Genomic DNA, 13,314 nt, shown 5'->3' on the forward strand with positions numbered 1-13,314 from the left:
CCCCTCGCCCTTTCCTGCCTCCGCTCTCGCGTCCGTCCCCGGCCCGCCCCCTCGCACTTTCCCGGGAAAGTGCGCGGTCTGCGTGCGCACGGCGTTCGGGGGCCATGCGAGGTCCATGCCCGAAATCGGGCAGGAAATTTGCGGATTGCGACGAGGGGTGCCACTGTCAGCTGAATGGAGGAGGTGCCGCACCCCGATCTGGTCCGCCATATCGCCGGATCCACCGGGTTGCCGGTACCCACAGCGGCCCGCGTGGTCGCCGACGTCGTCGCCTACTTCGGCGAGACCACCGAACAGTTCGTGCGGCGCCGGCACGGCGAGCTGCACCGTCGTGGTCACCGGAACGCGCAGATCTGGACGATGCTCGGCGCCGAGCTGGCGGCCCGGCCCGTCGTGGCGGACCGGCTCACCGAACGGCAGCTTCGCCGCATCGTCTACGGCTGACGCGGCGTCAGGGATTGGAAACATCATGTGCGGAATCGTTGGTTACCTAGGCTCCCGGCCCGCCGGGCCGATCCTGCTGGAGGGACTGCACCGGCTGGAGTACCGCGGGTACGACTCGGCGGGGATCGCCGTCGTGCACCGGGGCCGGCTCAAGGTGACCAAGGCCGCGGTGCGGGTGGACGAGCTGCGTGAGCTGGTGGGCAAGGGCACCGAATCGCCGGTGGGCATCGCGCATACCCGCTGGGCGACGCACGGCGAGCCGACCGATGCCAACGCCCATCCGCATGTGGACGCGAGTGGGCGGATCGCCGTGGTGCACAACGGAATCATCGAGAATGCCGAGACCCTGCGGACGAAACTGAAGGCATCCGGGGTGGCCTTCGTCTCCGACACCGACACCGAGGCGCTGGCGCACCTCATCGCCGCTGAGCGGGAGGTCGCGGACACGCTGGAGGACGCCGTGCGCGCCGCGCTGCGCGGGGTCGAGGGCGCCTACGGCATCGTCGTGCTCGATCTGCGGGAGCCTGACGAGCTCGTGGTCGCCCGCAACGGCAGCCCGATCGTGCTGGGTATCGGTGACGGCGAGATGTTCGTCGCGTCCGACGTCGCCGCACTGGTCCGGCACACCCAGCGGGTCGTCTACCTGGACGACGGCGAGCTGGCCACGATCACCAAGGGCGACTTTCGTACCAGCACACTCCAGGCCCGGCGCACCGCGAAGACGCCGACCACGGTGGACGTTGCCGAGGACGACTACCAGCTCGGCGAATTCGCCGACTTCATGCGCAAGGAGATGCACGAGCAGCCGGAGGCGGTCCGCCGCGCACTCATGGGCAGGCTGGACGAGCGCTTCGCCACCGCCCACCTCGGCGGAATCGAACTCGACCCACACGCGTTGCGCTCGATCCGGCGGGTGAAGTTCCTTGGTTGCGGCTCGGCCTACTACGCAGGGCAGCTCGGTGCGAACCTCGTCGAGGAGTGGGCGCGACTGCCCGCCGATGCCGAGCCCGCCTCGGAGTTCCGCTACCGGAATCCGGTCGTCGACCCCGACACCCTGTACGTGGCGGTCAGCCAGTCCGGGGAGACGATCGACACCCTCGCCGCCGTTCAGGAGCTCAAGCGCAAGGGCGGCCGGGTGATCGGCATGGTGAACGTGGTCGGCAGCGCCATCGCCCGCGAATGTGACAGCGGGGTTTTCCTGCACGCGGGGCCTGAGGTGTCGGTGGCCTCCACCAAAGCCGTGACGAACATGAGTGTCTGCTTCGCGATGCTGGCGCTGCTGCTGGGCCGGGTCCGGGACCTCTCTGTCGCGCACGGGCGCAGGCTCGTCACGGCGATGGCCGAGCTACCCGCCCAGGTCGAGGCCATCCTCGCCGACGAGGAACAGATCATCCTCGCGGCAGAGCGGTTCAGCTCGGCGGAGCACATGTTCTTCATCGGCCGGGTGCGCGGCTGGCCGGTGGCGCGGGAGGGTGCGCAGAAGCTCAAGGAGATCTCCTACGTACACGCCGAGGCCTACCAGGCCGCCGAGCTCAAGCACGGGCCGCTGGCACTGATCGACGAGCACATGCCCTCGGTGGTACTCGTGCCCGACGATGAGCTGCTGGCCAAGAACATCGGCACCATCGAGCAGATCAAGGCGCGCGGTGGCCCGGTCATCGCGGTCACCAACGCGGAGCTGCCCGACGGGCTCGCCGATGTGGTTCTCACCGTGCCGAGGTCGGAGCCGGAGCTGGACCCGCTCCTGTTCGCGATTCCGTTGCAGCTGTTCGCCTATCACCTGGCAGTGCGCCTCGGCCGCGACATCGACAAGCCCCGCAACCTCGCCAAGAGCGTCACCGTCGAGTGAGTCGCACTTTCCCGGGAAAGTGTGATGCCGGGTCCTATTCGCGGCGCTGGAAGCTGGCCGCGGCGTCGAGGAACACGTCGTTTTCCTCGGGGGTGCCGATGGTGACCCGGACACCGTCGCCGGCGAAAGGCCGCACGACGACCTTGCTGTTCAGCGCGTGCTCGGCGAACTCCGTGGCGCGTTCACCCAGCGGCAGCCAGACGAAGTTCGCCTGGGTCTCCGGCACGACATAGCCGGAAGCCAGCAGCGCGTCCCGGACCCTCCCGCGCTCGGCGACGATGTCCCGGCAGCGGACCATCAGCTCGTCCTTGGCGTCGAGCGAGGCGATCGCCGCCGACTGTGCCAGGGCGTTGAGGCTGAAGGGCACGTAGACCTTGCGCAGCGCCTCGATCACCTTCGCGGGGCCGGCCGCGTATCCGGCGCGCAACCCGGCGAGCCCGTATGCCTTGGAGAAGGTACGCAGCACGGCCACGTTCTCCCGCTCCCGCAGGAAATCCAGCCCGTCCGGCACCTCCTCGTCGGTGACGAACTCCCGGTAGGCCTCGTCGAGGGCCACCAGCACGTTGGGCGGCACCTGGTCGAGGAACCGGGCCAGCTGTTCCCGGCGTACGGCAGTACCGGTGGGGTTGTTCGGATTGCAGACGAACACGAGCCGGGTCCGTGGCGTGATGGCGGCCAGCATGGCGTCGAGGTCGTGGGTGTGTGTCGCATCGAGCGCGACGGTTACGGGGGTGGCCCCGGCGATCTGGGTGAGGATCGGGTACGCCTCGAACGAGCGCCAGGCGAACAGCACCTCGTCGCCGGGCTCGCAGAGGGCCTGCACCAGCTGCTGGCACAACGCCACCGAACCGCAGCCGACAGCGATCTGCTCAGCGGGCACATCCAGCTCACGGGCGATGCGGTCGACCAGGGCCCACGCACCCATGTCCGGATAACGATTGACCTGAGCGGCGGCCTGCGCGATCGCCTCGGTGACACTGGGCAACGGGCCCTCAGGTACCTCGTTGCTGGCCAGCTTGATCGCGCCCGGCACCGAGCGCCCAGGCACGTAGCTCGGCAATGAGTCGAGGTCGGCGCGGGTGTGGACGGGGGACGGCTCGGGGGACGTCATCTCTCGTGGCTCCTCAGGTCGTGGGGTGCGTCACCCACGTTATCGGGCGGCCCTACTCCGGCGAACGGCCGAGGTCGTGCTCGTCATGTTGACTCGGGTTCACCCCTTGGTGGTTGAGTGGGTACATGACGCAGACGCACACCGAGGACTACGAGCGGTCGGACGGCCGCGCGGTCCGCCTCACCTTTGCCGAACCGGACGGAGTGACGCGCGGTGGGCTGGTGGTACTGCACGAGGCCGACGGCGTGAACGACGGGGTGATGTTGCTCGTGTCCGCGCTCGCGGAGGAGGGCTGGCTCGCCGTCGCACCGCACATCACGTCGCCGGGTGCCGAGCCGGGCTGCGCCGAAGTACTGGCCGCGACGGACGTGACACTGGCCTGGCTGGTCGACCGCGACATCAGTGCGGACCTGCTCGGAGTGGTCGGATTCGACCTCGGCGGCACAGCGGCGCTCGTGGTGGCCGCGCGCCGGTCGCTCGGGGCCGCCGTCAGCGTTTCGCCGGTCGGCATCAGCAAGCCCGTTGCCAGCGACCTGCCGGCACTTGTCGACGTCGCGGGCACGGTGATCAGCCCGTGGCTGGGAATCCACGGTACCGACGACGACGCGGACGAGGCCGAGATCGAACGGCTGCGGGAAGCGGCGTCGGCGGCCAAGGTCGCGACCAACGTGGTGAGCTATCCCGGCGCCAATCATCGGTTCGACGCCGACCCCGATGCCGCCGCAGAGGCCTGGCAACGCACACTCGCCTGGTTCGACGCGCACCTGCGGTGAGCCTCCCGGGGTAATCGGGCTCGAACCGCTCCTGCACCGGCCGGCCCAGCGGTACAGTGTCGATCCCAATGTCACACAGGGGTGGGATGACATCGTGGTCGATACCGAATCGAGCCAAGGCGAATCGACGCCGGTCGCGGCGTTCGCCCAGCCGGCCGGAGCGGCGCTCGCTCCGGTCGCCCGGCAGATGCAGCAGGTCAAGGCGCAGGTACAAACCGGAGGGCTCGCCCTCGACGACAACGCGGCGCGACAACTGATGGCCGATCTCGCTTCGGTGCAGTCGCAGGTCCGGCGGCTGATCGTCGATGTGGCGGACGGCCTCGACGTCCCGATGAAGCTGGGCGACAACATCATCGGCCGCACGATGGCCGAGCGGTTGCGAAGTGCCGCGGCCGGCGATCCGGGTGCCGTATTGCCGGTGCTGGAGCAGTTCAGCGAGGTGGTGGCCGAACTGGAGGACATCGTGCGCGCGGCCGACCGGACCTATGCCGAGACCGACGAAACCGCGGCGCAAAGCACCCGGGACATCGGCCAGGCGCTGGACGGAGGTCTTTGATGGAACGCCCCGAGTTCCATATCGACGTTCCGTGTGTGCCCTGGCCTCCCCGGCCGTGGCCGCCACAGCCGCCCGAGGAGCCGGAGACCGACGCGGGCATCTTCGGGCTGCCTGTCGATTGGTCGGCCTACTCCCATCAGGAACTGCACGCGATGGTGCGGGACGGGGTGGATCTGGCCGGTGCCGACCGGGTGGCGCAGACGTGGAGCGACCTCGGTGACACCCTCGACCGGATCGCGGAGGATCTGCGCCGCGCGGTGCGGAATTCGTCGTCCGGCTGGAGCGGGGAGGCGGCGGAGCAGGCGCGGGAGGCCGCGACCGGGCTCGTGCATTGGTCTGAGGGAACGGCGGGGCGTGGGCACGGGTTGGCTGGCCTCGTCGCCGACCAGGCAGGCCACGTGCGGGTGGCCAGGGACACCATGCCCGCGCCGATCCTGCCCGCGCTGCCGGAGCGTCCGGAGGTTTCGGCCTTCGGGGAAGGTGGCTTCGCGCGGGGCGGTGAACTCGTCGCCGACACCGGAGCCCAGCGGGAGCTCGTCGCGGGCAGGCATCAGCAGGCCGCCGAGGTGATGCGACAGCTGCAGTACGACTCCGGCGAGGTGTACGGCAGGGTCCCGACCTTCCCGCCGCCTCGCGTCCGGTACGAGGATCCTCGCCCGCCCGAGCCGCAACCGAGCCCCGAGGGGGCGGACGACAGCACCACGGCCAGCGGTGTCGACGGCGCCGGTGGTGGAGCCGGAGTGCTGTCAGGTCGTCCGCAAACGCTTGCACCTGGCTCTCTTGCCGGAGCCGGGATGGCCGCTCCTGGCGGGGAACAGCTCGGTCCAGGCGGGCGAGCCGGTGTGGGGATGCCCGGTGGTTCGCCCGCCGCGGCTGGTGCGGCGGCACCCGCCGCAGGGGCAGGCGGGCGCGGACCGGTGCCTGCCGGCGGGATGCCGATGGGTGCCGCGGGTGCGGGTGCGAGGCCGGGGGCCGACAGCGAGCACAAGTCGGCTTCGTATCTGCAGGAGGAAGAGGACCTGTGGGGGCCCGACGTGCCGGTGGTGGCGCCGGTGATCGGCGAGGAGCCCCGGCGCAGGGGGATCTAGGTGCGCGACGAGACCAGTGGCTGGATCCAGCTGCACGTGGGCGAGTTCTCCCTGTTGTGGACCGAGCTGGGGCTGGGTGAGTTGCCGGCGATCCTGCGGGTGCCGCGTATCGGCAGGCTGCCCGCTGAGCGGGAGGAGCTGGTGGAGGCCGCGGGACGGGCGCTGGCCGAGCGCGGCCTCGGCACCGTTCGCGATCCGGCTGGCGATCTCGCCGATCTGTTGTACGGGCTCGCGGATCCGCGTGTCCGGCTGGACCTGCACACCGAGGGCGAGACCTTTTCGTTCGCCGCGTTCGGTTCGGTCAACAGGCAGGGCGCCGTTTCGGCCGGAGTGGCCGGGACCGAGGTGCGCCTTGGTCCGGTACGCACACCGAACCTCGTCGCGACGATGCTGGAAATCCTTCCGCCCCTGCCCGCGGCGGTCGGCAGTGGTGCCAATGTGCGAGTTGACGACTACCTTGCCGCCTGTGCCGCGGGCGAGCGTGAGGGCACTACCGCGTTCGCCGGCGTACTGCGCGCGGCAGGCCTGCGCCCGCCTGAGGTGAACGCGTTCAGCAGGGCACTGACCGGTCGTGTCGCGGGAGGTCAGCTGGGCGGCAGTGCCAGGGCGCGTGACGGTCGCTGGCAACGTGCCACGACCGTGCTGGGCTGGGTGGACACCGAGGACGGCCGGTACGCCTTGCAGCGTAAGGCCGACTGGGTCACGGCGACTCCAGTGGACGGGCCGCGGCTGCGGGCGATGGGCGAGCAACTGCTGGCAGATTTGCCGGGCTGAACCCGATAGGCCGGGCGTTAGGGTGCTGGGCATGACTGCTGACGCTCCTGAAGTGCTGTGGCGCCCGGCGCCGGACCAGGTTGCCGACTCCAAGATCGAAGCGTTTCGCCGGTGGTTGCGGGCCGAGCGCGGTGTGGAGGTCGCCGACTACCGCGAGTTGTGGGAGTACTCCACCGAGTCGATCGCCGAGTTCTGGGACTCGGTGACCGAGTTTCTCGGCGTGCGATGGCACGAGCGGCCGACGGAGGTGTTGTCCGGTACCGAGATGCCGGGTGCACGGTGGTTTGCCGGCGGCACGCTGAACTACGCCGAGCATGCGCTGGCCGGGGGCGTGGCCGGGGCCGCGAAGGGCGACAGCGAGCTCGCGGTGATCTTCCACCGCGAGGATGGTGCCGGTGGGGCCCTGACCTACGGCGACTTGCGTGCCCAGGTGGCGGCAGCCCGTGCGGCGCTGCGGGAACTCGGGGTGACGAAGGGCGACAGGGTGGTTGCGCTCGCACCCAACTGCCCGCAGACGCTGGTGGCGTTCCTCGCTGCGGCAAGCCTCGGCGCCGTCTGGTCCTCGTGCTCGCCGGACTTCGGCGTACGGGCCGTGTCCGACCGGTTCACCCAGATCGAACCCAAGGTGCTGATCGCGGTCAACGGCTACGTCTACAATGGACGCACTTTCGATGTTCGATCCACAGTGGATCAGCTGCGTGGTCAGATTCCCTCGCTGGCGGCGACGGTGCTGGTGAACTATGCGGGTGAGGGCGCGCTCGAGGGCGCGCACGACTGGGACGAGCTGCTGCGCGCACACGAAGGTGCGGCGCTGGAGTTCGACGCGGTGGAGTTCGACCACCCGCTGTGGGTGTTGTACTCGTCGGGCACGACGGGGTTGCCGAAGGGCATCGTGCAGGGGCACGGCGGGATCACCGTCGAGCACTTGAAGGCGCTCGCGCTGCAGAGCGACCTCGGGCCGGGCGAACGATTCTTCTGGTTCACCACCACCGGTTGGATGATGTGGAACTTCCTCGTCTCCGGCCTGCTCGTGGGCTCGACGATCGTGCTGTTCGACGGAAGCCCCGGCTATCCGGACCTGAGCGTGCTGTGGCAACTGGCCGAGGAGCACAAGGTGACGTACTTCGGGACGTCGGCGCCGTTCGTGCAGAGCTGTCTGAAAGCGCATCTGAAGCCGGCACAGGACTACGACCTTTCGGCATTGCGGGCGATCGGGTCCACCGGCGCTCCGTTGAGCGACGACGGTTTCCGCTGGATCGCGGACGAGATCGGCAGCGGGGTGCAGATCTGTTCGGTGTCGGGTGGTACCGACCTGTGCACGGCGTTCGTCGGGGCTGCGCCGGACGTTCCGGTATGGCTGGGGGAACTGTCCTGCCGGTGTCTCGGGGCGGCTGTGGAGGCCTATGACGAGCACGGGCAACCGGTGGTGGAGCAGGTCGGCGAGCTGATGATCACCAAGCCGATGCCGTCGATGCCGGTGTTCTTCTGGAACGACGAGGACGGCAGCAAGCTGCGGGAGGCGTACTTCGAGGAGTACCCGGGCAAATGGCGGCACGGAGACTGGATCCGGATCACCGGACGCGGGTCGGCGGTGATCTACGGCCGCAGCGACTCGACGCTGAACCGCGGTGGCGTCCGGATGGGTACGGCCGAGTTCTACCGGGTCGTCGAGGGCTTCGAGCAGATCGCCGACTCGCTGGTGATCGACACGTCGGCGAACGAGGAAGGTGAACTGCTGTGCTTCCTGGTACTCGCACCGGGAGCCAGGCTGGAGGACGTCGAGCCGACGTTACGCAAGGAGTTGCGCGCCGCGCTGTCGCCCCGGCACGTGCCGGACAGGTTCATCCTCGTCGACGAGGTGCCGCGAACGCTCAACGGCAAGAAGTGCGAAGTGCCGGTGAAGAAGATCCTGCGCGGGGTGGCGCCGGACAAGGCCGTCAGTCGTGACGCGCTGGCCAACCCGGAGTCCCTGGCTCCGTTCGTGGCCCTGGCCGAAGGGTGATTTCGGGCACAGTCGGGGCGTGAACGGCCCGTTCGCGCCCCGCTGGGAGTTCCCCAATGTGGCATTGGGGAACTTCAACGTCCCCAATGCCACATTGGGGAACCCCCCGAAGGTCCTCGCACGTCAGCGGCCCCATCCGGGGGTGCTTTGCCGGAGGGCGATGGTGCTGTGTACTCTATCTCGGCAGTGGTCGTTGGCCTGGAGGCTTCGCCTAGTCTGGTCTATGGCGCCGCACTGCTAATGCGGTTGGGGGTAACCCCCCCTCCCGGGTTCAAATCCCGGAGCCTCCGCTGGGACCCGGTTCGCCGGGTGCCGGGGCTAGCTTGCTAGCCTAACAACTGAACACGCGCCCGTAGCTCAACGGATAGAGCATCTGACTACGGATCAGAAGGTTAGGGGTTCGAATCCCTTCGGGCGCACGTCTGGTTGAGACAGCAAGACCAAGAAACCCCCTGGAAAAAGGGGGTTTCTTGCTGTCCGGGGTGGTTTCGCAAATTGCGCGGAAGCGAGGACCGGATCGGGTGAGTTGTTGCCGATATTCGACACGGTCGAGGTAATGACAGCCACATTTAGCTGGGATAATTTACGCGTAAATTCGCAGTCAATTGTAGAGGATGGTCGCGTGTTTACGCAGCGGTTGCGCCAGGGATTGGCGTTTACGGGGTTGACGTTGGGTGCCCTGGTGGTTCTGGCGCCGAGTGCGTCAGCGGAGCACCAGTCTTCGCCTGTCGGGCTTGAGGATTCGGTTACGTCCGGAGCCGGGGCGATCACCGGTTCTGTCGGTGGACTGCTGGGCGGCGTTGGCGGCAATCCGGGTATCGGCGGCGTCACTGATTCGGTTTCGGCTCCGCAGCAGATGTTCAACGAAATTCTGCCGAACGGGATTCTCGGCGGGTGAATTCACCTTCCGCCTGCCGGGCAACAGGGTTTCCTGTTGTCCGGCAGGCCCCGATCACAACCGTTCGGCCGCCCACTCATATTGGCTTCGCGACGAGGATGTGCCCACGCAGCGGGGCGGCCACCGCGCCGCCGGCCCCCACGAACGGTCGCAACGCCGTCCGGGCGCTTTCCCTGATGCGGCGATACGTCTCGTCATCAATCCGGTCGATCAGTGGTGCCCCTTCCACCTCGGTGGCCACGAGTTCCTCGACCGAGCCGAATCTCGCCGTGCCGAGGTGAGTTCTACGGGAGACGACCCGCAGTCCGGCCGCGGTGAACCATCCGCTCAGCTCATCCAGGTCGCCGCATGACCAGTAGGCCTCCATGAGCGAGGCGGCTTCGGGCCCGGCCTCGTTCGTCACGACATCGACGAGCAATCCGTACGCGGGCTGGTCGCCGATACCGGCAGGCACCACCGCGGCCACTGTGCCGTCCGTCGTCGTCACCCGCGCCATCTCCGCGAGCGCGCGGAGCCGGTCGGGAAAGAACATCAGCGACATCTGGCACAGGACGGCGTCGAACGCCTCACTCGGGAACGGCAGATCTGCCACGTCTCCCCGGTGCCATTCGAGGTCCGGCCGGACTCGCCGTGCGACGGCGAGCATGGACTCGTTCACGTGGGTCCCCACGACTACGCCGTCCGAGCCGACCTGCTCGGCGGCTATGCGGGCGACGATGCCGGTCCCGCACGCCACATCGAGCACGGCGTCACCTCGACGAATCTTCGCCGCTTCGATCACCAGTGGCGCCCATTCGGCGAAGATGCCCGGAACGAAGCGGGACTCGTACACTTCGGCCGCCTCGAGGGAAATCTGGAATGTCTCCGAACTACTCATCTCACGCTCCCGATGTTGGTCGACCAACTCAGTTCGGCGATCCGGCCCCGGCGAACATGGGTGCGAGTACCTGGTTCCGCACGTATTTCAGTGGTGCTCGACAAGTGGGATGCTGGCCACACCATGAAGCCAACGGCCGCGCACCTCCTTGGCGAAGGCAAGGCAGCCCTGGACCGGGGCGACTGGGAACAGGCCCGGTCGCTGCTGGCGAACGCCCTCGCGCTCGAGGAGACCGCAGAGACCGCGGAGACCGCGGAGACGCTGTACCTACTCGCCAGAGCGGCGGAGTGGAGTGCCGACTACCGCGACGCCATCGAACTCTACGAGCGCGCCTTCGTCGCCTACCGAGAGCTCGGCGAGACCCGGATGCCGGCGCTGATCGCGGGTCGCGAGCTGAGCTTCCTGCACATCGCCGTCTACGGCAACGAGGCTGTCTCCGGCGGCTGGCTGGCCCGTGCGCGGCGGCTGGCGGAGGAGGCGGGCGTCTGTGTCGAGGCCGGTTGGGTCGAACTCGCGTGCGCGTTGATGACCGACGACCCCGGAGCCAAGGAAAGGCATGTCGGCACCGCGGCCGATATCGCTCGCCGGTTCGGTGACGCCGACCTGCACTTCGGTGCGCTGGCCCACGAGGGCACCACCTTGGTCCTCGCCGGCCGGATCACGGCCGGGATGCTGCTGGTCGACGAGGCGGCGACCGCGGCGGCGAGTGGTGAGGTGAAGGACTACCTCACGGCAGGCGAGATCTACTGCCACATGCTGCTCTGCTGCGAACTCACCCTCGACGTACGCAGGGCACAACAGTGGATGGCGGTCGGCGACGCCTTCGGAACCCGGTCGAACGCGCCCTGGGTGCCGGCCATCTGCCGCACGCACTACGGCGGAATCCTCACCTCCGCCGGACGCTGGAACGATGCCGAGCGGCAGCTGGCGACCTCGATCACGCTCTACGAAGCCAGCTATCCGGCACTGCGCTCCAGCGCGATGGTGCGACTGGCGGACCTGCGGGTCCGACAGGGGCGTTATGCCGAGGCGGCGCGGCTGCTCGCCGGGTTCGAGTTCGATTCCTTCGCGGTGCGGCCGATGGCCCGGCTGCATCTCGCGCGTGGTGAGTACGCCGTGGCACGGCGCCTGCTGCGGCGCTGGCTCGGCGGCGGCAGCGCGCATCCGTTGCAGGCACCGGAGCTTGCGTTACTGGTCGAAGTGGAAGTGATGGCAGGCCGCATCGACGAGGCGCGGCTCGTGTACGCCCGGCTGTCGACCGTGGCGGCGGAGAACGAGCTGCCTCGCATCCGTGCGCTCGCGCAGTACTCCGCGGGAATTATCGCCGCCGCTGCCGGGGATCCCGATGCGCTGGCGCACTTCGAAGCCGCACTACCGGGTTTCGCGGCAGCCGAACTTCCGTTGGAGGAGGCCAGGGTCCGGCTCGCGATCTCGCGGTTGCTCGCCCAGTCCGCTCCGGAGATCGCCGTGCCCGGGGCCCGCTCGGCCCTGGCCGTGTTCGACGGTCTCGCCGCCGGAGCCGACGCCGATGCCGCGGCCAGCCAGCTGCGCGGGCTCGGCGAGCCAGGACGGGCGAGGCCGCGCGTTCCCGGTGCACTCACCCGCCGCGAGTCCGAGGTGCTCGTCCACATCGCCGAGGGATTGACGAACGAGCAGATCGCTCGGCGGCTCTACCTCAGCAAACGGACGGTGGAGCACCACGTGAGCAGCATTCTGCGCAAGCTTGGGCTGGCCAACCGTGCCGAGGCCACCGCGTACAGCCTGCGCGGTCCGGCTGAACACGGTGCCGCTGCGGATTTCCGGTCAGGTGGCATGCTGGCGCACGAACCACCCCGGAAGGAGCGACATGGCTGACGAACCAACCGGTGACCGGCGCGAGGACGAGAGCACGCCGATGCCGGAGAATCCGAAGACCAGCCCGGAACAGACCGTCGACGCCTTGGAAGACCGGATGTTCGGCGAGCCCCAGGATCAGCAGCGCGACGAGGACCCGGACCGACCGGCATTCGAGCAGGACCTCGAACCGGAGGACACGACCGCGGAGCGCGGACACAAGGTCGACGAGCCGCCGGCTTAGCGCGCCGCCGCTGCCTCACCCGTTTGAGGGGCGCGGAGTCGGGAACTCTCACTCAGTCGGGCGATGTGGCCAGGAGTCGAGGAGGCGCTGGTGGCTGACGGCGCGAAGGTGAAGAAGTGGCGGTCGCAAGCGCGTGAGTATGCCGAGCGAGCCGAAGCCGCCGCCGCGCGTGCGGAGGCAGCCGCCGAGCAGTTGCGCTCGTTGTCCGAGCAACCTGCCGCTGGGGAAGTACGGCAGGGGCGAATCCGTACGCTGCGCTCACGCCTCCGCCGGGCAAGGCGCCGCTAGGCACACCGTCGCGGTAGCTCCGCGGCGAACGCATCACTGGGGTTCACGATGAGGACGGTCCGGCCGTCGGCCGCTGTCGCCGCACCGACCAGCCGGGCGAGGCCCGCTCGGTGTAACGCGAAGGCCGAGAGGACCAGTACCACGAAGCCGCCGATCGCGACGCCGGCGAACGCCTGCACCGTGGACTCGGCGGCAACGATGCCCACCAGTAACGAACCGGCGAAGGCCACCAGGCCGCCGACGAACATGATCAGTGCGATCGTCAGCCAGACGGTCCTGATCCGGACGCAGTCCCGGCAGAGCGGCCACCCTTTGACGTGTGTGACACGGACTTTCTCCGCCCGCCGGCTGAGCCGATCGGCAGTGCTGAACACATTTCCGCTGAGCGTCCGGTTTCCCTCGATCTCCACTTTTGACTGCAGCGCGAAATCGACGCGTTTGACCGCAGGCCTGCCGTGCCGTGCGCAGTGCGCGGGCAGGTTTCCCGGCTGCTGCACCGACCCGGCGGGCAGCGTGTAGACGCGTTGCTCTTGCCGCACTCGAACTCCTGTCCGGGCAGATTCTGTTTCGCGGCCGA

14 protein-coding genes and 2 tRNA genes are annotated in these 13,314 nt (G+C 68.7%); 13 read left to right on the plus strand and 3 right to left on the minus strand.

The features are described from left to right. The first annotated feature begins 174 nt into the window (after positions 1-174). Together D0C15_RS05905 and glmS are read left to right on the plus strand one after the other, a co-directional pair. Positions 175-444, plus strand: coding sequence for a hypothetical protein (locus D0C15_RS05905; RefSeq protein ID WP_116041508.1), 270 nt, complete (start codon positions 175-177; stop codon positions 442-444). Positions 445-469: 25 nt separating this feature from the next. Beyond that, positions 470-2,293, plus strand: coding sequence for a glutamine--fructose-6-phosphate transaminase (isomerizing) (gene glmS, locus D0C15_RS05910; RefSeq protein ID WP_116041510.1), 1,824 nt, complete (start codon positions 470-472; stop codon positions 2,291-2,293). Positions 2,294-2,327: 34 nt separating this feature from the next. Here the strand turns inward: glmS and hisC are convergent, their stop codons facing one another. Continuing rightward, positions 2,328-3,404 carry a histidinol-phosphate transaminase gene (gene hisC / locus D0C15_RS05915; RefSeq protein WP_116041511.1) on the minus strand — a complete coding sequence of 359 codons (1,077 nt, stop codon included), beginning with the start codon at positions 3,402-3,404 and terminating at the stop codon, positions 2,328-2,330. A gap of 125 nt (positions 3,405-3,529) precedes the next feature. Here hisC and D0C15_RS05920 point away from each other — a divergent pair, with 125 nt between their 5' ends. From D0C15_RS05920 to D0C15_RS05955, 8 genes are all read left to right on the plus strand, one after another. Continuing rightward, positions 3,530-4,177 carry a dienelactone hydrolase family protein gene (locus D0C15_RS05920; RefSeq protein ID WP_116041513.1) on the plus strand — a complete coding sequence of 216 codons (648 nt, stop codon included), beginning with the start codon at positions 3,530-3,532 and terminating at the stop codon, positions 4,175-4,177. A 94-nt stretch (positions 4,178-4,271) separates the two neighbouring features. Next, positions 4,272-4,733, plus strand: coding sequence for a hypothetical protein (locus D0C15_RS05925; RefSeq protein WP_116041514.1), 462 nt, complete (start codon positions 4,272-4,274; stop codon positions 4,731-4,733). After that, the gene (locus D0C15_RS05930) at positions 4,733-5,821 is read left to right on the plus strand and encodes a PPE domain-containing protein (RefSeq protein WP_116041516.1); all 1,089 of its coding nucleotides are present in this window, start codon (positions 4,733-4,735) and stop codon (positions 5,819-5,821) included. Before D0C15_RS05925 ends, D0C15_RS05930 begins: the two co-directional genes overlap by 1 nt. Next, positions 5,822-6,595, plus strand: coding sequence for an ESX secretion-associated protein EspG (locus tag D0C15_RS05935; protein WP_116041518.1), 774 nt, complete (start codon positions 5,822-5,824; stop codon positions 6,593-6,595). Between the two features lie 25 nt (positions 6,596-6,620). After that, positions 6,621-8,597, plus strand: coding sequence for an acetoacetate--CoA ligase (locus tag D0C15_RS05940; protein WP_116041834.1), 1,977 nt, complete (start codon positions 6,621-6,623; stop codon positions 8,595-8,597). A gap of 200 nt (positions 8,598-8,797) precedes the next feature. Next, positions 8,798-8,887: transfer RNA gene (locus tag D0C15_RS05945), tRNA-Ser, on the plus strand. A gap of 56 nt (positions 8,888-8,943) precedes the next feature. Then, positions 8,944-9,016 (plus strand) — tRNA-Arg (locus D0C15_RS05950). A gap of 137 nt (positions 9,017-9,153) precedes the next feature. Beyond that, positions 9,154-9,495 (plus strand): hypothetical protein, encoded by a 342-nt coding sequence (locus tag D0C15_RS05955; RefSeq protein WP_162829909.1) that lies wholly within the window; start codon positions 9,154-9,156, stop codon positions 9,493-9,495. Positions 9,496-9,571: 76 nt separating this feature from the next. Here D0C15_RS05955 and D0C15_RS05960 read toward each other — a convergent pair whose 3' ends face one another. Beyond that, a complete protein-coding gene (locus D0C15_RS05960; RefSeq protein ID WP_116041521.1) occupies positions 9,572-10,372 on the minus strand; it encodes a methyltransferase domain-containing protein in 801 nt (266 codons plus the stop codon). Positions 10,373-10,495: 123 nt separating this feature from the next. Between D0C15_RS05960 and D0C15_RS34655 the strand changes: the two genes are divergently transcribed. The 3 genes from D0C15_RS34655 (at position 10,496) to D0C15_RS33955 (ending at position 12,737) form a co-directional block, all read left to right on the plus strand. Further along, complete coding sequence (locus D0C15_RS34655) at positions 10,496-12,226, plus strand: helix-turn-helix transcriptional regulator (protein ID WP_162829910.1); 1,731 nt, start codon at positions 10,496-10,498, stop codon at positions 12,224-12,226. Next, positions 12,219-12,449, plus strand: a complete 231-nt coding sequence (locus D0C15_RS05970; RefSeq protein WP_116041524.1) for a hypothetical protein — start codon at positions 12,219-12,221, stop codon at positions 12,447-12,449. Before D0C15_RS34655 ends, D0C15_RS05970 begins: the two co-directional genes overlap by 8 nt. Positions 12,450-12,539: 90 nt before the next feature. Then, entirely contained in the window at positions 12,540-12,737 is a 198-nt protein-coding gene (locus D0C15_RS33955; RefSeq protein WP_162829911.1) for a hypothetical protein, read from the plus strand. On the opposite strand, the gene D0C15_RS05975 is transcribed toward D0C15_RS33955, so the two are convergent. Further along, on the minus strand, positions 12,734-13,276 hold the full coding sequence (locus D0C15_RS05975) for a hypothetical protein (protein WP_245975595.1): 543 nt from the start codon (positions 13,274-13,276) through the stop codon (positions 12,734-12,736). The genes D0C15_RS33955 and D0C15_RS05975 overlap by 4 nt on opposite strands. Positions 13,277-13,314: the final 38 nt, after the last annotated feature.

The sequence above is a fragment of the Amycolatopsis palatopharyngis genome, from assembly GCF_003385185.1.
Lineage (GTDB): Bacteria > Actinomycetota > Actinomycetes > Mycobacteriales > Pseudonocardiaceae > Amycolatopsis > Amycolatopsis palatopharyngis.

Excerpts from the sequence above, each read along its gene's own strand:
- D0C15_RS34655 (WP_162829910.1), top strand. The coding sequence starts at position 10,496 with ATGAAGCCAACGGCCGCGCACCTCCTTGGCGAAGGCAAGGCAGCCCTG.
- D0C15_RS05920 (WP_116041513.1), top strand. The coding sequence starts at position 3,530 with ATGACGCAGACGCACACCGAGGACTACGAGCGGTCGGACGGCCGCGCG.
- glmS (WP_116041510.1), top strand. The coding sequence starts at position 470 with ATGTGCGGAATCGTTGGTTACCTAGGCTCCCGGCCCGCCGGGCCGATC.
- hisC (WP_116041511.1), bottom strand. The coding sequence starts at position 3,404 with ATGACGTCCCCCGAGCCGTCCCCCGTCCACACCCGCGCCGACCTCGAC.
- D0C15_RS05905 (WP_116041508.1), top strand. The coding sequence starts at position 175 with ATGGAGGAGGTGCCGCACCCCGATCTGGTCCGCCATATCGCCGGATCC.
- D0C15_RS05970 (WP_116041524.1), top strand. The coding sequence starts at position 12,219 with ATGGCTGACGAACCAACCGGTGACCGGCGCGAGGACGAGAGCACGCCG.
- D0C15_RS05930 (WP_116041516.1), top strand. The coding sequence starts at position 4,733 with ATGGAACGCCCCGAGTTCCATATCGACGTTCCGTGTGTGCCCTGGCCT.
- D0C15_RS05960 (WP_116041521.1), bottom strand. The coding sequence starts at position 10,372 with ATGAGTAGTTCGGAGACATTCCAGATTTCCCTCGAGGCGGCCGAAGTG.
- D0C15_RS05955 (WP_162829909.1), top strand. The coding sequence starts at position 9,154 with ATGACAGCCACATTTAGCTGGGATAATTTACGCGTAAATTCGCAGTCA.